Here is a 19,941-nt window from a genome sequence, read left to right as displayed (position 1 = left end):
GGGAGTGAGCGCGAAAGTATCGCATCAGACGGAGTCGATGCCTTGCACACCCTGTCACGCCGTGGCGCAGGCCAGCGTTGCCGGTCTGAAGCCAAGCGTTAGCTGCGTCGCTGTTCGCGCCGCGCTTCGCGTGGTCTACTGTTCGACCTTGTGACCCACCGGAGAGACCTTGCATGCTTCCGTCGATCCTGCGATCCCCAAACTCCCGTCGCTGGCGGCACCTTGTCTGGATGCTCCCGCTGTTCGTGTTCGCTGCAGATGTCTCAGCGCGCAGAAATGAGACCACCAACTGGACGGAGCAGGACTTTGCGCTGTATCCGCCGTTCTGTCGCGCACGCATCGAACGCGAGCCGAAGGAACTGGTGGATTACTGGACCCAGCGGCTGGGCCCGAAGAACTACCTGCACATCCACCACTTCTGTTTCGGCCTGAAGGCGCTGAATCTGGCTTACGCCAATCTGAACAACAAGCAGCAGCGCGAGTTCATGGCCAATGCGGTGGTCGGCAACTTCAACTACATCGTCGACAGCACGGAAAGAACCTTCTACCTGCGACCGGACGCCTACGTGAATCTCGGCCGCGGCCACCAGCTCCGCGGGGAGTACGACATTGCACGGCAGAAGTTCTACGAGGCGCTCAAGCTCAATCCAAAGCTGGTCGACGCCTGGGTCGCGATGAGTGACATGTACTACCAGGCGGGCAAGAAGTCGGATGCGCTGTCGGTGCTGCTGCAGGCGAGTGAGTACTGCGGCGAGAACAAGAAGATAGACCTGCGCATCGCCGAGATGCGTGCGGCCGGAATCAAGCCGGCGGCGGTCGAGGTGGTGTCCGTTCCCAAGCCCAAGCCGGCGGAAGCGCCGCCGGCCGCAGAGGGCGCAGCGGCGCCGGAAGCGGCGCCGGCCGCCGAGTCGGCGCCCGCGGCGGAGCCGGGCGCGGCGACTGCTCCCGCGGCTGAGCCGGCGCCCGCAGCGGCCGAGTAAGCGTTCTCAGTCGGCGCGCAGCCGCCTGAGCAGCAGCGCCAGATGGCCTGCCCGCGGTGCCAGGCGCAGCGAACGGATGAAATCTCGCCAGAAACCGGGCGCGGCACCCTGCGTCGCCCAGCAGCGGTCGAACAGGGCATTGCCGAGTGCGCGCCCGAGCAGCCGGCCCTGTTCGGCTTGCAGCACCGGCTGCAGTCGCTCGAACAGCGCGCGTTTCATTTTTACGTCGTGCTCGTGCATGCGGCTGGCCAACGCGGCCTGTGAAAAATAGCTCTGACCGTCGCGCCGCCACTGGTAGAGCGGCTGATCGACCAGCGCACAGCGCAGCCCACGTGCAGCGGCCTCGATCGCCCACGCCGATTCGGGCCAGTGGTCGTTGTCCATCGGGCTGATGGAATCCAGTGCAGTGCGCCGGAACACCGGGTGCTGGAACGAAGCCGGCACGCCGAGCAGCAGCGACGCAAACAAGCGACCATCAAAGGTGATGACACCTCTGTCGTCTCCGGCGCGGGCGCTCGCGAGGCGCAGTGCTCGTCGTGTCGCACTCCGCTGTCGCAGATTGACGTCGTCCGCCTCGTCGCCGAACGCGTCCACCCCGATGAAGGCCACGTCGGCTTCACGCAGCGCCGCTGCGGCGGCGGACAGGGCTTCCGGCGCCAGCCTGTCGTCGTCGTCGAGCTGCGCGATCAGTTCGCCGCGGGCGGCTGCGAAGCCGCTGTTGCGCGCGGCGGCGACACCGCGCGGCTGTTCGTGACGGACCAGGCGCAGCCGCGGGCCGACGATGGTTTCCAGCTCGGCGGCGTCGATCGGCGGCGTCGAGCCGTCGTCGACCACCACCACTTCCCAGTCGGTGCAGGTCTGCGCGGCGATCGAGGCGAGCGCCTCGCGCAGCAGTCCGGGCCGGTTGTGCGTCGGTATCACCACCGACACGAGCGGCGCGGCGCTGTCCGTGATCGCGCTCATGTCCGCCAGGCGGCGACGCGATGGCGCAGCGCCTGCCGCCACTCGCCACGCTGTCGCGCCAGCATCGCGGTGCCGATGCAGGCGTCGCGCAGGGCGCGCCGGGCCGCCGGCAGTGCCGCGGTCATGTCTGCTGCGCGCAGATGGGCGCACAGTTCCTCTAGCGCCTGGATGTCGCCGCGCGCCTGCTCATAGCGGTCGCCCGAGGTGTTGTTCGCATGCTGGCGGTAACTCACCAGCGTTTCCGCCTGATAGAGGATGGGGGCGTGTGCGGCCGTGCGCAGCCACAGGCTGTAGTCGTCGGCCCAGAAGCCGCGCTGCGGCAGGAAGCCGCCGGCTGCTTCGTAGGCGCTGCGGCGGATCATCACCAGCGAGGCACTGAGGATGAAGTTGCCGCGCAGCAGTGCGTCGAGGATGCGACCGCTGCCGCGCAGGCCATAGCCCGAGCCGGTGGCGGCCAGCAGCTTGCCGTCGGCGTCGATGCGCCGGTGATCACAGTAGGTGGCACCCGCTTCCGGAAAGCGCTGCATCAGATCGACCTGGCGCGCCAGCTTGTCGGCATCCCACACGTCGTCCTGGTCGATGAAGGCGATCAGTTCGCCACCGGCAGCGGCGGCGCCGGTGCGACGCGCGTGCGCCTGGCCGTGATTGGTCTGCGACACCAGCGTAATCCGGTCGCCGTAGTGCTGCAGCAGCGCAGCGCTGCCATCGGTCGAGCCGTCATCGACGACGACGACGCGCGCCGCCGGCAGGCTCTGCGCGAGCACCGAATCGAGGGCTTCGGCCAGATGTGCTGCGCCGTTGAACACCGGCATGACGACGCTGATCGACGGCGCATCCATGGCAGCTCAGCGTTGCGGTCGCGCCACGAAGGCGAACTGCTGCGGCTTGAATTCGGCCAGCCAGCGGTCGAACAGGCGGAAGGTGAGGCGGCGCAGCGGTGACGGCGACCACCACGATTCGTTGATGCCCACTGCGGTGTCCACCCGGTAGCCGCAGTCCTCGATCATGCGCAGCGCGCTCTTGCGGGTGAAGAAACGCAGATGGGTGCGGTCGCGCACGCCGCGGCCTTCGTAGCGGAAATCGCGTTCGAACAGCATGTGCTCGACGTTCTCGACGTGCAGCAGATTGGGCAGCGAAATGATGACGACGCCGTCCGGCGTGAGCCAGCGCTGCGCCAGTTCCAGCGTCTGCCACGGCGATTCCATGTGCTCGAGCACGTCGTTGAACACGATGGCGTCGAAGTGGGCGTCCGGCAGAGCGCAGCCTGCCGCCATCGGCTCGGCGAGCACCCGGTCGAGCCGGGTCGCTGCCAGCGCGGCGGCGTCGGCGGCCGGCTCCATGCCCCATACCTCGATGTCGCGTACCTGTTTCAGCGCGTGGCCGAAGGCGCCGGTGTGGCAGCCGACGTCGAGCAGCCGGCGGGCGCCTGCGGGCACGAAGCGCTGCATTTCGCTGCGCGGGGAATCGGGGTAGCGCTGGATGTCGCTCACGGATCAGAAGTCGAAATAGATGAAACGCTGCGTGCTGCCGCCGAAAACTACCACACACAGTATCGCGGCCGCATAGACGCCACCGCGCAGCAGCGGCGTCACCCGCGACCAGCGGTCGAGGCCGCTGGCGCAGGCGCTGACGATGCGCGACTCCAGCAGCACCAGGACGCAGGTGAGCGCGGTCAGCAGCCAGACATAGCTGCGCACCGCCGGTGGACTGGCGTCGCTGCCGGCCAGCCCGGCCATGCGCGCGCAGATGTCGAAGGCCTGTGTGGTCGATCCGGCACGGAAGAACACCCAGGTGACCCAGACGACGACCATGCTGCAGCCCCAGGCGAGCACGGCGTAAGCGATCTGCCCTGCCGGCGCCTGCGGCTTCGGCAGCCAGGGCTGGACGACGCGGTGCGCCACCAGCCAGGCGCCGTGCAGGAAACCCCAGATGACGAAGGTCCAGGCGGCACCGTGCCACAGCCCGCCGAGCACCATGGTGATCATCAGGTTGGCCAGCGTGCGCGCGTAGCCGGCGCGGTTGCCGCCGAGCGACACATAGAGGTAATCGCGCAGCCAGCGCGACAGCGTGATGTGCCAGCGCTGCCAGAATTCCTGCGGGCTGCGGCTGATGTAGGGGTAGCGGAAATTGCGCGGCAGATCGACGCCGAAGCCGCGCGCCAGACCGATCGCCATTTCGCTGTAGCCGGAGAAGTCGAAGTAGATCTGCAGCGCGAAGGCGGTGACCGCCAGCCACGCGGTGGCAGTGTCCAGCCGCGACGGGTCGGCCCACAGTTCGTCGGCCAGGCCGGCGAAGTTGTCGGCGAACAGTATCTTCTTGATCAGCCCGCCCATGAAGATGAGCGCACCCACCTTGAGGTCACGCGCCTGCAGCGGCCCCAGGCGCTCCAGCTGCTCGACCAGTTCGGAGGCGCGCAGGATGGGGCCGGCCACCATGTGCGGGAAGAAGCTGATGTACAGCCACCACGAGCGGAAGGAAATGCGCGTGGTCCATTCGCCGCGGTACACGTCGATCATCACCGACAGCATGTGGAAGGTGTAGAAGCTGATGCCCAGCGGCAGCGCCCAGTGCGTCCAGTGGCTGTCGAGGCCGGTGTCGGTATGGCCGGCGAAGGCGGCGACGGCGATCGCCGTGTCGATCAGCATGCCCAGGTACTTGATGCCGCCGAGCAGCGCCAGATTTAGCACCAGCGCGATCACCAGCGTGCGCTTGCTGCGTGTGCGCGACAGTGCGCTGTAGAACAGGTAGTTGATGCTGACCGACAGCACCAGCAGGATGAGGTAGGCCGGTTTCCACGACGCGTAGAAGATGAGGCTGCCGGCCAGCAGCACGACCGCGCGCTGCGGCTGCGTGCGGCACAGGCCGTAGATCGCCAGCAGCGCGGCAAGGAAGACGAAGAAGACGGGCTGGCTGAAGATCATCGTGCGGTGTCCTTGCGCCAGGCGTCGCCCAGGGCGGCGCTGTACAGGCGGGCGCCGCCGTCGTTCAGGTGACCGGGGTCGGCGAAGTGGTCGGGTTCGAGGGCCGGCACATCGACCTGGAGCCAGCGCGCGCCGAGCGCTTCCAGCGCCGGTGTGACGCTGGCGTAGGGGCCGGGCGCGGCGCCGGGGCCGAAGGCCGATTCGCGGCCGAACAGCGGGGTGGCGATCAGGTGCACGCGTACGCCTGCCCTGACCAGGCGGTCGACCAGCTTGTGCATCGCATCGACCATGCGCGGATCGGGTGGCGCACGTGTGCCCGCCTCCTGCGCCATCAGCTGTTCGCGGTTCTGGAAGCGGCCCTTGAAACCGGCGCGGTAGCCCATGTTCTGCGCGGCGCTGCCGCCCACCGGCTCGACCTCGCCGACCGTCGCCTCGGCGAAGCGCAGCAGTTTGTCCGGTTCGCGCAGTTGCCGCAGATTGCCGCTGTAATACCAGGTACGCAGCAGCGAACCGAACAGCTCGGCATGAAAGCCGCCGTCGAGCAGCGCGTCGCGCTCGGCCAGAAAGCCGTAGTAGCCGAGCGAGTCCTCGTGCTGGAACAGCGTTTCGTCCAGCGTGATCAGTACGTCACTGGGTCGGGCGCCGGCTTCGAGCAGACGGTCGGCCACGCCGTGCAGCACCAGTGCGTTGGCACCCGGCATGCCGAGGTTGAAGGCGCGCACACCGGCGGGCGATCCGGCCGCGGCGAGCAGGGCGTCGGGCGCGATGCCGTTATCGGCGCGGCTGTTGCCGAGCACCAGCAACGACGGCTGGGCGTGTTCGACAAAATCGATCTTGTCGGTGGCGCGGCCGACCGCGAACACGGCGCGGTAGCGCTGCAGCACCGCGTCGCTGTGCAGTGCCAGTTCGAAGCAGGCCAGCAGGGCCAGCGCAATCCATGCTGCCGGGCCCAGCGCGGCAGTCCATCCTCTGTTCATCGGGACACCCAGGCGCGAAGTTGATCTATCCATCCGGCGGCCGGCGCGCGCGTGCCTTCGCCCTCGACGCTGAGCGTGCGGCGGCTGCCGTCGGCCAGCGTGACGGTCGCCTCGACCGCCAGCCGGTCGTGCGGGTAACGCAGCGCCAGCCGGCGGCCCGGCAGCGAAATGTCGGCGACGATGCCATCCGCCTGTTCGACCACCGTGGCGTCCAGCGGCGGCAGTGCGCCCAGACTCGGGCGCAGCACGACCAGGAAGCGGTCTTCGAGCGCCGGCGCCGCGGGCGAGATTTCCAGCCGCCAGGCGCCCGGATCGAGGTCGGACGGGCCGCGCGCGATGTTGGCGGCCAGCGTGCCGTTCTCATCGAAATTGAGTCCGTCGACGAAGAACTCGAAGCCCTTGCCGCCGATCGGCACGATGCGCGCGTCGCGCGGGTAGAGCACCTCGCCCTCCAGCCGCGGCAGGCCGGCGACCTGCATCACCGGCGCGCGTTCGATCACGAAGCGCCGACCGTCGATGCGCGGCGCCTCGGCGCTGTGCAGCAGCCAGCGCTTGGTGAATTCGGCGTGCGTCGCTTCCAGCGTGTCCTGCACGACCAGCATGTCGGCCGCGCGGTCGTAGATGAAGATGCGCCAGGCGCGCTCGACCCGCCGTGTGCGGTGGTGGAAGCTGTGGGCGCCGGTCTGTGCGCTGGTGTAGGCGGCTGTGATGTCGGCCAGCGCGATCAGCAGGCCGTCCTGTTCGACCACGCGCACCATGCGGCCGGTGTGGAAGTCGTCGTACTTGCTGCGCCAGTCTTCGAGGTCCATCGGCGCGGCGTGCAGGTCCCAGCCGGAACCGACACGGCGCTGGCCGCCGTCGTTGGCGATGGTGCGCGGCTTCTTGTTCTGGCGCGCCGGCATCGGCAGCGTGTCGGCCGGATCGGTCACCGTCAGCGTGTTGTGGGCGATGGTCTGGTAGTGGTAGTTCAGATGGTGGTCGGTGCCGTAGCCGCAGTAGCAGCCGCTGTCCAGCGCCAGCGGCGCGCCTTTGTACAGCGTGAAGCTGCCCTGGTCGAGATGGCTGTGCGACCAGTAGTTGTCGCCGGCCTTGAAGCTCAGATGGGTGGCATCGTCGCGCCAGCTGCTGCGGGCGAGCAGCCAGCCCAGGCCGTCGGCGTAATGGGTGAGCGGCTGTGTCTGCACCGCGGCCGGCGAGTACAGCGTGGTGTCGGTCAGCGGCCCCCAGGGCCACGAGGTCGGGACCGGCTTGCGGTCGGGCTTGCCGTACAGCGTGTAGGCGGCCGCGTGGCGGTATTCGAGCGCCAGCGCCTGTGCGTCGTCCACCGCGCGGCGGCCGAAACGGCCGTCGCCGATCTTGACGCTGCTGCCGTCCGGCAGCTGGCGCATGACCAGAAAATCGAGGAAGCCGCGCAGCGCCGGCTCCTGCCGGAACAGGTCCTCGCCGGTGGCCGATCGCCACATGGCGGGCACCTGGTAGATGGCCTGGCCGATGCCGATGCCGACGTATTCGTTGCCTTCGTGCCAGCCACCGTTGCGTCCGCCGATCTGCCGCCACACCGGCAGCACGCGGTTGATCCAGTAGTCGTAGGTGAAGGCCATCACCGGCGCCGCGCGCGGATCGTCGCCGTGGATGGACAGCGCGCAGGCCATCAGCGCCTGGAAGGGCGCGTTGTACAGATAGACGTTGTACGGCGACAGCGCCTCCAGGCGGATGACGCGGATCTGGTGATTGCAGGCCTCGATCACCTTGTCCTTCAGCTTCGGCATCAGTTCCGGCGGTACGCGGTCGTGCAGCCAGTCATAGACCTGGGCGATCGGCTTGGTCTGCGCGTGGCCGCGCCAGTTGGGCTTCATCCGGACGACGCGCTCGACGATGACACGCACGTCCTGCGTTTCCGGCGCCAGCACCGCCGCCTCGATGGCCGCGCTCAGATCGCCGCTGCCGCCTTTGGCGCGCTTGACGAGCTGAGCGATGTAGTCGGGGTTTTCGGCGCGCAGGCGGACGATGTCGCCGGCCGACGGGTAGGGCAGCCGCGGATGCGCGTGGCGGAAGCCGGGCAGGGCGGGCAGTTGAAGTTCCTCGGGCAGTGGCAGCGTCGGTTTGCTGCGCGCCGAGGCGAGTACGGTTGGAGGGGGCGTGCGTGCGAGCGACCACACCGCGCTGGCGCTGCTCAGCAGCAGTGCGGCGACCAGCGTGAATGCCAGTCGCGGACGCACCGGCGAGCGCGGCCGCGGCGCTTCACCGGCTGCCGGCGCCAGATGCCGGACCGCCAGCAGGGCGCCGGCCAGCGCCATCACCACCGTCGTGATGTCGGGCGTGCGGCCAGGCACGTACTGCTGCATCCATTCCAGCCCGAAGGCGAGGCCGCCGCAGACCAGCACGATGACCGGAGTGATGCCGCGCCCGCCGCCCGACAGACGGTGCAGAGCTGCCGCCAGTGCGACATAGGGCCAGAAGGTGTCGATCAGCACGCTCAGGCCCAGCATCGGATTGTTCAGGTGAGCGACGAAGGGCGTCCAGTTCAGCTGTCGCAGCGCGCCGGGTTCCGGTGTCAGTTCGCCGATGGACAGCGCCAGCACCATGGCCAGCGCCGCCAGCGCCGGGCGTGCCGGTTTGAGGCGGCGCGGCAGTGCCAGCCCGAACAGCAGGCCGGCCGCCGCGCCAGCCAGCGCTTCGGCCGAAAGCTGGCGACTGATCACCGCCACCTTGAACAGCAGCACTGCCAGCACGAACAGCCACAGAAAGCGCGTCAGCGACGCCGTGCGCTGGCGGGCGTCGCGCGCCAGCAGTGTGAGCGCGAACAGTTCCAGCGCGTAGGCGGCCATCCGTGCGAAATCGAAGCTGGCCGGGTCGCCCAGCGTGGCCGCCAGCGGTGCGAGGCCGTTGCGCAGGGTGCCAAGGTCGAGCGAGGGCACGAAGGGTGACAGCTGCGACAGGGCCCAGCCGGTAATGGCGACGAGGGCCAGATCGGCGTCGCGCGTCGGCTGGAAGCTGCGCGCGCGCCAGGCCTGCAGGCGGGCGACCAGGCGCCAGCGCGGCGTCAGCAGCGCGGCGATCGTGGCGCCGACGAACCCGCCACCGGTGTTCAGGATGAAGTCGGCCAGCGACGGCACCCGCTGCGGCAGATGCGCCTGCGCAGCTTCGACCCCGAAACTGAGGGCGGCGGCGAAGGCCGTCGCCAGCGCGATAGACAGCAGCGCCGGCCAGCTTCGCGTCAGCCAGCGCAGTCCGATGCCCAGCGGTATGTATATGAGGGCATTGACGACCAGATCGGGCGCCGACAGCGCCTTCGTGTTCCACACGCCGAGAAAGGCCAGTGCATCGGCGGTCGGTCGCCAGCCGGTGAAGGGGTAGAGGCTGCCCCACAGGATCAGCGCGGTATAGACGACGCATGCCGCGAGGACGTTCCGGGTGTGGCGCGCTTCGAAGGGCATGGACGGGGACGAGGGGCTGACTGACAGAGGACGTGCGCGGCGATTATCCGGACCGGCACCGGCGGCCGATAGGGGGTGGCGGCGGCTTGTCGCTGCCGGAAGTGCCATCAGTCACGATCGGCCGCGGGCCGGAGCGGGAGTCGGCGGCCGGTCTGTGCGAAAGTGCGCACCCGGAGGAGGGGACGATGTACGGGCTTTACGGGGCATTGCTGCTGTGGGCGGTCGCGCTTTACTGCGTCAGGCGCGATCTCGCGCGCGCCTGGGCCGAGCCCTGTCTGCGCCACCCTGTCATGGTGTTCGAGGGGGACGACTGGGGTTACGGCCCGCTGGAACAGGCCGACGCGCTGCGCGACATCGCGCGCGTGCTGTCGGCGCACGCCGATGCGCAGGGCCGCCACCCGGTGATGACCCTGGGCGTCATCCTGGCCGGACCGGACGCGGCCCGACCGGACGAGGCGGAAGCCTGCGTCGCGCTGGACGACGCCCGGCTGGCGCCCGTGCTGGCGGAAATGCGCGCTGGCGTGGCGCGCGGCGTGTTCTCGCTGCAGCTGCATGGCATGCAGCACTATCACCCGGCTGTGCTCGACAGGGCCTGCGCGCAGGATCCGGCGCTGCGGGCGTGGCGAAACCAGCCCTTTCCAGCCACCGAAGACCTGCCGTCGCCGTTGCAGAGCCGCTGGACCGACGCGTCCAGCCTGCCCTCGCAGGCGCTGGACAGGGCCGACATCGTCAGTCGCGCGACGGCCGAGGTGTCGACCTTCGCCCGCGTCTTCGGCGTGATGCCGGCGGTGGCCGTGCCACCGACCTTCGTCTGGAACGATGAGGTCGAGACCGCCTGGGCGGCGGCTGGCGTGCGCGCGCTGGTGACGCCGGGCGAACGCTACGAGCGGCGCGGCGCCGACGGCCTGCCGGTCGATAGCGGCCGGCTCTACCGGAACGGCCAGCGCTGTGCTTCCGGGCTGACGGCGCTGGTGCGCGACGACTATTACGAACCGGTGCGCGGCCACCGCGCTGAGCGCGGGCTGGACGCGCTGGCGCGCAAGTGGGCGCAGCGACGCCCGCTGCTGCTGGAAACGCACCGCTCGAACTTCGTCGGTCGGCAGGCCCGGCACCAGGACAGTCTGGCAGCCATCGACAGCCTGATCGCCGAGGCCTGCAAGCGCTACCCGACGCTGTGTTTCGTGTCGGTCGAGGCGCTGGCCGACGCCTACGCGACCGGCGGATCGGCACTGCTCGACCACGGTCTGCCGGCCAGACTCCGTGCCTTGCCGGCCCGCCTGCTCACCACGGGGCGTCGGCGCAAGGTGCTGCTGCTGCTCTGTTTCCTGACGGTGTTTGCGGTCGCGCTGGCTGCCTGAAGCCGCCGCCGGGCGCCGGAATGCGCTTTTTCATTGTGGAAATTTGTGTCTCCCTGCCTGGCCAGTAGCCCTGAAACGGCGTCGCAACGTGCGTTAGTTATCACCGCCCCTGTGCGCCGCGGCTTCTTGTGACCAGATTCACGCGTGATCCCCGGCTCAGCCCATATCGTTCGCGCTCAACAAGCCGGCGCCCCCGCGTCGGGACAATATTTGCGGCCGGTCCGAAGCATCGTCCGGGCGGCCGAAAAGGGGTTGATTGTGGTCAGACTGTTCAGTCACTACGTACCTTCCGTCACGCTCATGAGACTTATCGCCGAGGCGATCGTGCTGTTGATCGCCGGTTTCGGCGCCGCCTGGATCAGCGCGCCCGCCAGCATGGAATCGTTGCTGCCCGCACTGCTGCCGGCTTCGGTGTTCGCCATCCTGATGACGCTGCTGATGAGCGCGCTGGGCCTGTACCAGCGGGAACAGCCGCGCAATCTGTCCGAACTGGTCGGGCGCGTGCTGTTTGCCTTCCTGCTCGGCCTGCCGGTTGCCTACATGGTGTTCCGCCTGCTGCCGCAGGGCAGCGTCGCGATGCCGGCACTCGATGTGTCGCTGTGCATGGGTTTCGGCGGCATCCTGCTGCTGCGCGCGGCGTCCTTCCTGCAGGCCGACGGTGCCGGCATGTTCACGCGGCGCATCCTGGTCGTCGGTACCGGCGCTGAGGCGGCTTCCGTGTGGGCCAGCGTATCGACCTCGGCCAGCGCCACCCACACCATCGTCGGTTTCGTGCCGGTCGGTGCCGAAGAGGCGGTCGAAGTGCCGGCCACGCTGGTGATGCCGGAAGGCAGCTGTGTGATGCAGCTGGCCCGCGACCACCGCGCCAACGAGATCGTCGTGGCGGTGCGCGAGCGCCGCGGTGGCGTGCTGCCGCTGCGCGAGCTGCTGGACTGCAAGTTGGCGGGCGTCACCGTGAACGACCTGTCGAGTTTCTTCGAGCGCATGCGCGGCCAGGTCCGTCTGGACACGCTGCGTGCCAGCTGGCTCATCTACGGCGACGGCTTCCGCCAAGGCTTTGCCCGCAGCGCGGTCAAGCGCGTGTTCGACATCGTCGCCGCCAGCGTGCTGCTGGTCGTGACCGCGCCCATCATGCTGCTGGCTGCCATCGCGATTGCGATCGAATCCGGCTTCCCGGTCATCTACCGCCAGGAGCGGGTCGGTCAGGGCGGCCGTACCTTCAAGGTGCTCAAGTTCCGCAGCATGCGTCTGGACGCCGAAGCCGATGGCAAGCCGCGCTGGGCTGGCAGCAACGACGACCGCATCACCCGCGTCGGCCACTTCATCCGCAAGACCCGCATCGACGAACTGCCGCAGATCTTCAACGTGCTGCACGGCGACATGAGTTTCGTCGGTCCGCGCCCGGAGCGTCCTTTCTTCGTCGATCAGCTGACCGACCAGATCCCGTTCTACGCCGCCCGTCACAGCGTCAAGCCGGGCATCACCGGCTGGGCCCAGGTGCGCTACAGCTACGGCGCTTCGGTTGACGACGCGGTGCAGAAGCTGCAGTACGACCTCTACTACGTGAAGAACCACACCCTCTTCCTCGACATCCTGGTGCTGCTGCAGACCGTGCGTGTCGTGCTGACCGGCGACGGCGCCCGCTGATCGTCGCCCCCGTGTCCGGTCGGCCGCGCGCTGCGCGCCCGGCGGGTCACGGGCACAATGCGGTTCATTGCAACACTCCTGACGCCGCGTCCTGATGGATTCCCTCCCCGCCGCCTTTGCGCTTTACGCATACGCTGCGGCCGCGCTCGGATTCGCCGCCTTCTGCCTGCAGCTTTTCATGAGCACCAGCCGGTCGCCGCGCGCCCGCCTGCTCGGCTGGTGCATGGTGGGCGGCGCCCTGTGGTGTGCCGCGATGACCGGATTCGTGTGGCGCCCCCATCCGCTGTGGTGGACGCTGGCGCACGCGGCCGATGCCCTGCACTACCTGCTCTTTCTGTTCTTCCTGGCGGCCTGCGTGGTCGACCCCGATGGGCGCCAGCCCCTGCGCGGGCTGGTACGCAAACCTTCCTGGCTGATACGGCTGGCCCTGATCACGGTCCTGCCCTGTGCGCTCGCCTACGCCGTGCTGTCCTGGGTGTTGCCGCGCGACGCGGGGGTGCTGGTCTGGCTGATGGGGTGCGGCCTGGCGCTGAGCCTGCTGGGCGCGGTGATGACCGAGCAGTTCTATCGCAACACGCCGCAGCAGTGGCGCTGGGGCGTCAAGCCGATGACGCTGGGTCTGGGCTTCACGCTGGTGTTCGACCTTTATTTCTTCTCCGAAGCGCTGATGTTCCGCGAACTGGATCCGACCCTGTGGGCGGTGCGCGGTCTGGTGCACGCCATCGCCATTCCGCTGTTCGCCGCGTCGTCGGCGCGCATCCGCGAGTGGTCGATCCGGCTCAATGTGTCGCGCGAAGCGGTGTTCCACACTTCGGCGCTGGTGATGACCGGGGCAGCGCTGCTCATCATCGCGCTGGCCGGCTACTACGTCCGTTTCTTCGGCGGAGAGTGGGGTGCGGCACTGCAGACCGTGGTGCTGGCAGCCGGTGCGCTGGGGCTGGTGGCGTCCATCGCCTCCGGCAGCGTGCGCGCCTGGCTGCGTGTATTCGTGAACAAGCACTTCTTCAGCCTGCGCTATGACTACCGGGCGGAGTGGCTGAAGCTGGCCGACACGCTGTACAGCGCCTCCAACGTCGACACCTTGCGCGAGGCGTCGATACGGGTGATGGCCGATCTGGTCGAAAGCCCGGGCGGCATGCTGTGGCTGCGCAACGAGCAGGGCGTGTATGCGCCGGCGGCGCGGCTCAACCTGCCGGCCATCGACGCGCGCGAGCCGGCCTACAGTCCGCTGATCGCGCTGCTGCTCGGTCGCATGTGGGTGGTCAATATCGAGGAGCACCGCTCGCGCCCCGGCGTCTATGGCCACATGCGCCTGCCTGAATGGGTGGCGCAGATTCCCGAGGCCTGGCTCATCTGCCCGCTCGGCAGCGAGGACATGCCGCTCGGCTTCGTCGTGCTGTGCCGCCCGCGCGCCCTGGTCGACCTGAACTGGGAGGTGCGCGACCTGCTGAAGACGGCGGGCCGCCAGGTGGCGGGCGTGCTGAACCAGACGCAGGCGATGGAGGCGCTGATCGAGGCGAAGAAGTTCGAAGCCTTCTCGAAGATGAGCGCCTTCGTCGTGCACGACCTGAAGAACCTCATTGCCCAGCTCACGCTGCTGCTGCGCAACGCACAGAAGCATCGCGACAACCCGGAATTCCAGCAGGACATGCTGGACACCATCGAGCACGCGGTCGGCCGCATGAACAGCATGCTGCTGCAGCTGCGCTCCGGCACCCAGCCGATCGAACAGGCGGCGCCGGTATCGCTGACGCCGCTGCTCGAAAGGCTGCATCGGTCACGTGCGCGCAGTGGCTGCGCGCTGGCGCTCGAAGTCGAGAGCGGACTGGTGATCCGTGCTCATGAAGACCGGATAGAGCGGGTTGTGGGGCATCTTGTGCAGAATGCACTGGATGCCACGCCGCAAAACGGTAAAGTCAGCATCAGGGCGCGCAGCGGACAGGAGGGCGTCGTGGTCGAGGTCGAGGACAACGGCTGCGGCATGACCGAAGAGTTCGTGCGCGAGCGCCTGTTCAAGCCGTTCCAGTCCACCAAGGCGAACGGCATGGGCATCGGCGCCTATGAAAGTTTCCGCTACATCCAGGATCTGGGTGGACGCATCGAAGTAATCAGCGAGCCGGGGCGGGGCAGCCTGTTCCGGCTCGTGTTTCCTCAGCAGACGGCCGCGGCGGCCGTCGCCTGACCGGGAGTGACATGGCTGACAAGGGTCGTACGCTGTTGATCGTCGAGGACGATCCTGCGCTGCAGAAGCAGATGCGCTGGAGCTTCGACGATTACGAAGTGGTGCTTGCCAGTGACCGCGAATCGGCGCTGGCGCAGATACGGCGCCACGAGCCGGCGGTCATCACGATGGACCTGGGCCTGCCGCCGGCGCCGGACGATGTGACCGAAGGCATGGCCCTGCTCGGCGAAATCATGGCGCTGGCGCCGCAGTCCAAGGTGATCGTGCTGACCGGACAGAACGACCGCGCCAACGCGTTGCGCGCGATCGGCATGGGCGCCTACGACTTCTACGCCAAGCCCTTCGAACCCGAACTGCTGGCGCTGCTGATCGAGCGCGCCTTCCGCCTGCATGACCTGCAGACCGAGAACACGCGCCTGGCCAATCAGAACCTCGGTGTCGAAGGCCGCTTCATCACGCGCGACGCCAACATGCTGCGCGTGCTGCGCACCATCGAGAAGGTGTCGGCAACGCGCGCCACCGTGCTGCTGCTGGGCGAAAGCGGCACCGGCAAGGAGGTGCTGGCGAAGACGCTGCACGACCGTTCGGAGCGTGCCGGCGAACGCTTCGTCGCGATCAACTGCGCGGCCATCCCCGACAACCTGCTCGAAAGCGAACTGTTCGGCTACGAGAAGGGCGCGTTCACCGGCGCCACCAAGCAGACGCCGGGCAAGATCGAGGTCGCCAACAAGGGCACGCTCTTCCTCGACGAGATCGGCGACCTGCCGGGCCCGCTGCAGGCCAAGCTGCTGCGCTTCCTGCAGGAGCGGGTGATCGAGCGACTGGGCGGCCGCGACGAGATTCCGATCGACGTGCGCGTGGTGTGCGCCACCCACCAGAACCTGCAGACACTGATCGGCGAAAGCCGCTTCCGCGAGGATCTTTACTACCGCCTCGCCGAAATCGTCGTCACGATACCGCCGCTGCGCGAGCGCGAGGGCGACGCCGCGCTGCTGGCGCATTCCTTCGTCAAGCGCTTCGCCGGCGAGCAGGGACGCAGTTCGATGTCGCTGTCGCGCGAGGCGGTGGCGGCGATCGAGGCGCACAAGTGGCCGGGCAATGTGCGCGAGCTGGAGAACTGCATCAAGCGCGCCACCATCATGGCCGACGGCAACCAGATCATGGTGCCTGACCTGGGCCTGAAGCCGGCGGAAGAGAACGGCAGCTTCTTCAATCTGCGCCAGATCCGCGAGGAAGCCGAGCGCAAGGCCGTCGTCAGCGTGCTGGCGCGCGTCGACGGCAATATGGTCAAGGCCGCCGAAATGCTCGGCGTGAGCCGGCCGACCCTTTACGACCTGATGAATCGTTTCGGCCTGCGCTGAAACCGACCTGGAGCATCGCTCTTGAACCCCACATTCCCGACCCTTCCGCGAGTCAGCCGACTGCTCGCCGTACTTCTCTGCGCATCTGCGCTGGCTGCGTGCGACCGCAGCAAGCCGCCCGAGGAGTTGCTGGCGGAGGCGCGTTCGGCGTTCGAGCGCAATGACCTGCAGACGACGGCGATCCAGCTGAAGAACCTGCTGCAGAAGGATCCTTCGAACGCCGCCGCCCGCTACGAATTGGGACGTCTCCACATGCTGACTGGCGACGCACCGTCGGCGGTCAAGGAACTGACCCGTGCGCTCGATGCCGGGCATCCGGCGGAACAGGTGGCCCCCCTGCTGGCGCGCGCCATGGTCGAGGCCGGCGAGAGCAAGCAGGCGATCGAACGTCTGGGCACGACCAAGCTGTCGACGCCGGCCGCCAGCGCCGACCTCAGGGCCGCGATCGGTCATGCGCAGCTTGCGGTGGGCAACAAGGACGGCGCGAAAGCGGCTTTCGACGAGGTGCTCGCGGCCGACCCCAACCATCTCTACGCCGGACTGGGCAAGGCGCGCCTGCTCGGTACGCAGCGCGAATTCGCCAGTGCCCACGCGCTGCTCGACAAGGTGCTGGCCGCCGACCCGAAGAGTGCCGAGGCCTGGTTCCTCGATGCCGAGATGAGATCGGCGCAGGGGCAGTTCGAGCAGTCGATGGCGTCCTATCGCAAGGTCTACGAGGTCAAGCCGAGCAATGTCACGGCGCGCTTCGTCGTCGTATCGGCGCTGGCGAACGAAGGCAAGATCGACGAAGCGCGCAAGGAACTGACGGCGCTGCGCAAGGTGTCGCCGAAGGCGCCGGAAGCCAACTATCTGGACGGCCTGCTGCTGGTGAAGGAGCGCAAGTTCATCGAGGCGCGGGACCGTCTGAACAAGACGCTCGCTGTCGCGCCGAATTACGTGCCGGCGCTCGGACTGGCCGCGCTGACCGAATTCGAGCTGCAATCGTATGCGCTGGCCGAACAGCACGCCGAAAAGGTGATCGCGCATGGCGGTGACTCCCTGTTCATCCGTAAGGTGCTGGTCGGTGCCTATCTGAGGACCGGCCGGCTGGACAAGGCGAGACAGGCGCTGGCGCCGCTGCTCAAGTCCAGCCCGGGGAACCCCGAGGTGCAGGCGCTCGCCGGTCAGGTCTATCTGACGGGTGGCGACGCCAAGGGCGCCGAGGCAGCGTTCGAGATCGCCGCGAAAAAGCAGAGCGAAGATGCCGACGCGCAATCGCGGCTCGGCCTGAGCCGGCTGGCGGCAGGCGATCGCGAGGGCGGTATCGCCGCGCTGGAGCAGGCGGTCAGGCTTGATACGGAAAGCGGCCGGCCGGACCTGGTGCTGATCGTTGCGCATCTGCGCAACCGCGACGCCGACCGCGCGCTGGCGGCGATTGATGCGCTGGAGAAGAAGCGCCAGACCGACCCGGTCAGCATCAATCTGCGTGGCACCGCCTATCTGCTGAAGAACGACCCCGACCGCGCGCGCGCCGAGTTCAAGCGTGCGCTCGACGTCGATCCGGCGTATTTCAGCGCGGCCAACAACCTCGCCCGCATGTATGTGACCGAAGACAAGATCGCCGACGCGGAGGCGGTGCTGCAGCAGTTCGTCGCCAAGTCGCCGAAGAACGCCGACGCGCTGATGGCGCTCGCCGGTCTCAAGGCACGCACGCCGGAGGGCACGCCGGAGTCGCTCAAACTGCTGCGGCAGGCCATCGACGCCAATCCGAAGCAGGTGAATCCGCGGCTTGCGCTGATCGAGCTGCACCAGCTTTCGGGCGACCGTGGCAAGGCGCTGGCGGCCGCAAACGAGGCACTCAACGCGATGCCGGACGAACCGCGAGTGCTCGACGCACTGGCGCTGGCGCAGGCACGTGCCGGCGAAACGGAGGCATCGGTCGCCACGCGTACCAAGCTGGTCGAGCGCGACCCGACATCGGTCCGCGCCCAACTGAACCTCGCGGCGACCCAGGTTGCCGCCAAGCGGGACGCCGAGGCGATCCAGACGCTGCGCAAGGTGCTGGCGCTGCAGCCGGAAACGGTCGAGGCTCAGAACATGCTGATCACCATCCACCGCAGCCGGAACGCGGTCGACGAGGCGCTCCGCGTGGCGCGTGACGTCCAGCGTCAGCGGCCCAAGGCGGCGCTGGGTTACGTGATGGAAGGCGAGCTGATGATGTCCTCGTCGAAGGCGGACCAGGCGATCAAGGCGTATCGCGAGGCCTTGAGCCGTGAGCGCACGGCCACCAACGTGACTCGCCTGCACGCGGCCCTCGAGCGGGACGACAAGGCAGCCGATGCGCGCACGCTGGTCGATGGCTGGCTCAAGGACAATCCGAAGGACGTCGAGGTGCTGCTCTACCTGGGCGACGTCGCGCTGGTCCGCAAGTCGCTCGATGAGGCCCGGATGCGTTACGAAGCCGCGCTCGCGCGCTCCGCGAACAATGTGATCGCGCTGAACAACCTGGCCTGGATCGCCGCCCAGCAGAAGGATGCGCGGGCTCGCAGCTACGCCGAAAAAGCCTACGCGCTGGCGCCGCGCAATCCCGCTGTGCTCGACACCTACGGCGGCATTCTGCTTGCCGCCGGCGACGCCGATCGTGGCCTGCAGATGATGCGCCAGGCGGTTTCGGCGGCGCCGTTCGCCAACGATCTTCGCCTGAATCTGGCGCGTGGGCTTGCCGGCGCCGGACGCAAGGACGATGCGCGCAAGGAACTGGAGCCGCTGGTTGCGCTGGGCAGCAAGTACGAACGTGCCGCCGAGGTGGCCGATCTGATGAAAACTCTTTGAACTGAATCCGGATAGAAAATCATGACCAAAGTTGCTGTGATCGGCCTCGGCTACGTCGGCCTGCCCCTGGCTGTCGAATTCGGCAAGAAGATGCCGACCATCGGTGTGGACATGTCGGCCGCCAAGGTGGCCGCCTACCGCGAGTTCGTCGATCCGACCGGCGAGGTGAGCAGCGAGGACCTGCGCGCCGCCACCCAACTGACGGTGACCACCGACGGCGCGGCACTGGCTGAAGCGGACTACATCATCGTCGCCGTGCCGACCCCGGTCGATGACGCGCACCAGCCGGATTTCTCGCCGCTGGTCGGCGCTTCGGAAACCTGCGGCAAGTACATGAAGCGCGGCGCCATCGTCGTGTTCGAATCGACCGTCTATCCGGGCGCGACCGAAGAGGTGTGCATTCCGGTGATCGAGAAGTTCTCCGGCCTGAAGTGGCTGCAGGACTTCAACGTCGGCTACTCGCCGGAACGCATCAACCCGGGCGACAAGGAACGCACGGTTACCAAGATCCTCAAGGTGGTGTCGGGCGACACGCCGGATACGCTGAAGAAGGTGTCCGACCTGTACAAGGCGGTCATCACCGCCGGCGTCTATGAGGCCTCGAGCATCAAGGTGGCCGAAGCGGCCAAGGTGATCGAGAACACGCAGCGCGACCTCAACATCGCCTTCGTGAACGAACTGGCCATCATCTTCGGCAAGATCGGCATCGATACCGAAGAGGTGCTGAAGGCGGCGGGCACCAAGTGGAACTTCCTGCCCTTCCGTCCGGGCCTGGTCGGCGGCCACTGCATTGGCGTCGATCCGTACTACCTCACTCACAAGGCCGACATGCTGGGCTATCACCCGCAGGTCATCCTGGCCGGTCGCCGCATCAACGACGGCATGGGCAAGTACGTCGCCGAACAGACGGTGAAGAAGCTGATCCAGAGCGGTGCGTCGGTCAAGGGCGCGAAGGCGCTGGTGCTTGGCCTTACCTTCAAGGAGAACTGTCCCGACCTGCGCAATTCGCGCGTGATCGACGTGATCCGCGAACTGCAGAGCTACGGCGTCGAGGTCATCGTGCATGACCCGGTGGCCGAGTCGAAGGAAGCTGAACATGAATACGGCGTGTCGCTGACCGACTGGGACGACATTCCCAAGGTCGAGGCCATCGTCGCCGCCGTGTCGCACAAGGAGTTTGCCGCCCGTCCGCTGTCCGATTACGTCGGCAAGCTGAAGGCTGGCGGCGTGCTGGCCGACATCAAGTACCAGTTCGATACGGCCGCGCTCGAGGCGCAGGGCGTCAGCGTCTGGCGCCTGTGAGC

General features: G+C 67.9%; 13 protein-coding genes. 7 read left to right on the top strand and 6 right to left on the bottom strand.

Annotated features, from left to right (window positions below; all coding sequences use genetic code 11):
* Nucleotides 1-230: 230 nt before the first annotated feature.
* On the top strand, nt 231-980 hold the full coding sequence (locus tag METRZ18153_RS0116960) for a tetratricopeptide repeat protein (RefSeq protein ID WP_020165866.1): 750 nt from the start codon (nt 231-233) through the stop codon (nt 978-980).
* A 6-nt stretch (nt 981-986) separates the two neighbouring features.
* Here the strand turns inward: METRZ18153_RS0116960 and METRZ18153_RS0116955 are convergent, their stop codons facing one another.
* Genes METRZ18153_RS0116955 through METRZ18153_RS0116930 form a run of 6 tightly spaced genes read right to left on the bottom strand, consistent with a single transcriptional unit; the run spans nt 987 to nt 9,278 of the window.
* Nucleotides 987-1,943: a glycosyltransferase family 2 protein gene (locus METRZ18153_RS0116955; RefSeq protein WP_020165865.1), complete on the bottom strand. Its 957-nt coding sequence runs from the start codon at nt 1,941-1,943 to the stop codon at nt 987-989.
* Complete coding sequence (locus METRZ18153_RS20300) at nt 1,940-2,782, bottom strand: glycosyltransferase (protein ID WP_020165864.1); 843 nt, start codon at nt 2,780-2,782, stop codon at nt 1,940-1,942. The genes METRZ18153_RS0116955 and METRZ18153_RS20300 overlap by 4 nt, the downstream gene beginning before the upstream one ends.
* Nucleotides 2,783-2,788: 6 nt before the next feature.
* Nucleotides 2,789-3,433 carry a class I SAM-dependent methyltransferase gene (locus METRZ18153_RS0116945; RefSeq protein WP_020165863.1) on the bottom strand — a complete coding sequence of 215 codons (645 nt, stop codon included), beginning with the start codon at nt 3,431-3,433 and terminating at the stop codon, nt 2,789-2,791.
* Nucleotides 3,434-3,436: 3 nt separating this feature from the next.
* Complete coding sequence (locus METRZ18153_RS0116940) at nt 3,437-4,864, bottom strand: MBOAT family O-acyltransferase (protein ID WP_020165862.1); 1,428 nt, start codon at nt 4,862-4,864, stop codon at nt 3,437-3,439.
* Nucleotides 4,861-5,841 (bottom strand): hypothetical protein, encoded by a 981-nt coding sequence (locus METRZ18153_RS0116935; RefSeq protein WP_020165861.1) that lies wholly within the window; start codon nt 5,839-5,841, stop codon nt 4,861-4,863. Before METRZ18153_RS0116935 ends, METRZ18153_RS0116940 begins: the two co-directional genes overlap by 4 nt.
* Nucleotides 5,838-9,278: a VanZ family protein gene (locus METRZ18153_RS0116930; protein WP_020165860.1), complete on the bottom strand. Its 3,441-nt coding sequence runs from the start codon at nt 9,276-9,278 to the stop codon at nt 5,838-5,840. Before METRZ18153_RS0116930 ends, METRZ18153_RS0116935 begins: the two co-directional genes overlap by 4 nt.
* Nucleotides 9,279-9,463: 185 nt before the next feature.
* On the opposite strand from METRZ18153_RS0116930, the gene METRZ18153_RS0116925 reads away from it, so the two are divergent.
* The 6 genes from METRZ18153_RS0116925 (at nt 9,464) to METRZ18153_RS0116900 (ending at nt 19,939) form a co-directional block, all read left to right on the top strand.
* A complete protein-coding gene (locus METRZ18153_RS0116925) occupies nt 9,464-10,636 on the top strand; it encodes a hypothetical protein (protein WP_020165859.1) in 1,173 nt (390 codons plus the stop codon).
* A 300-nt stretch (nt 10,637-10,936) separates the two neighbouring features.
* Nucleotides 10,937-12,283 carry a TIGR03013 family XrtA/PEP-CTERM system glycosyltransferase gene (locus METRZ18153_RS0116920; RefSeq protein ID WP_081629131.1) on the top strand — a complete coding sequence of 449 codons (1,347 nt, stop codon included), beginning with the start codon at nt 10,937-10,939 and terminating at the stop codon, nt 12,281-12,283.
* Between the two features lie 94 nt (nt 12,284-12,377).
* A complete protein-coding gene (gene prsK, locus METRZ18153_RS0116915) occupies nt 12,378-14,465 on the top strand; it encodes an XrtA/PEP-CTERM system histidine kinase PrsK (protein ID WP_020165857.1) in 2,088 nt (695 codons plus the stop codon).
* Nucleotides 14,466-14,476: 11 nt separating this feature from the next.
* A complete protein-coding gene (prsR, locus tag METRZ18153_RS0116910) occupies nt 14,477-15,826 on the top strand; it encodes a PEP-CTERM-box response regulator transcription factor (RefSeq protein ID WP_020165856.1) in 1,350 nt (449 codons plus the stop codon).
* Between the two features lie 21 nt (nt 15,827-15,847).
* Nucleotides 15,848-18,637 carry an XrtA/PEP-CTERM system TPR-repeat protein PrsT gene (prsT, locus tag METRZ18153_RS0116905; protein ID WP_157257251.1) on the top strand — a complete coding sequence of 930 codons (2,790 nt, stop codon included), beginning with the start codon at nt 15,848-15,850 and terminating at the stop codon, nt 18,635-18,637.
* 21 nt (nt 18,638-18,658) lie between these two features.
* Nucleotides 18,659-19,939, top strand: a complete 1,281-nt coding sequence (locus tag METRZ18153_RS0116900; protein WP_020165854.1) for a nucleotide sugar dehydrogenase — start codon at nt 18,659-18,661, stop codon at nt 19,937-19,939.
* The last annotated feature ends 2 nt before the right edge of the window (nt 19,940-19,941 follow it).

This window comes from Methyloversatilis discipulorum, from assembly GCF_000385375.1.
Lineage (GTDB): Bacteria > Pseudomonadota > Gammaproteobacteria > Burkholderiales > Rhodocyclaceae > Methyloversatilis > Methyloversatilis discipulorum_A.
This window is presented reverse-complemented; position numbering and strand designations above follow the sequence as displayed.

Coding starts and splice junctions, on each gene's coding strand:
- METRZ18153_RS0116940 (WP_020165862.1), bottom strand. CDS start 4,864: ATGATCTTCAGCCAGCCCGTCTTCTTCGTCTTCCTTGCCGCGCTGCTG.
- METRZ18153_RS0116900 (WP_020165854.1), top strand. CDS start 18,659: ATGACCAAAGTTGCTGTGATCGGCCTCGGCTACGTCGGCCTGCCCCTG.
- METRZ18153_RS20300 (WP_020165864.1), bottom strand. CDS start 2,782: ATGGATGCGCCGTCGATCAGCGTCGTCATGCCGGTGTTCAACGGCGCA.
- METRZ18153_RS0116960 (WP_020165866.1), top strand. CDS start 231: ATGCTCCCGCTGTTCGTGTTCGCTGCAGATGTCTCAGCGCGCAGAAAT.
- METRZ18153_RS0116955 (WP_020165865.1), bottom strand. CDS start 1,943: ATGAGCGCGATCACGGACAGCGCCGCGCCGCTCGTGTCGGTGGTGATA.
- prsR (WP_020165856.1), top strand. CDS start 14,477: ATGGCTGACAAGGGTCGTACGCTGTTGATCGTCGAGGACGATCCTGCG.
- METRZ18153_RS0116935 (WP_020165861.1), bottom strand. CDS start 5,841: ATGAACAGAGGATGGACTGCCGCGCTGGGCCCGGCAGCATGGATTGCG.
- METRZ18153_RS0116930 (WP_020165860.1), bottom strand. CDS start 9,278: ATGCCCTTCGAAGCGCGCCACACCCGGAACGTCCTCGCGGCATGCGTC.
- METRZ18153_RS0116920 (WP_081629131.1), top strand. CDS start 10,937: ATGAGACTTATCGCCGAGGCGATCGTGCTGTTGATCGCCGGTTTCGGC.
- METRZ18153_RS0116925 (WP_020165859.1), top strand. CDS start 9,464: ATGTACGGGCTTTACGGGGCATTGCTGCTGTGGGCGGTCGCGCTTTAC.
- prsK (WP_020165857.1), top strand. CDS start 12,378: ATGGATTCCCTCCCCGCCGCCTTTGCGCTTTACGCATACGCTGCGGCC.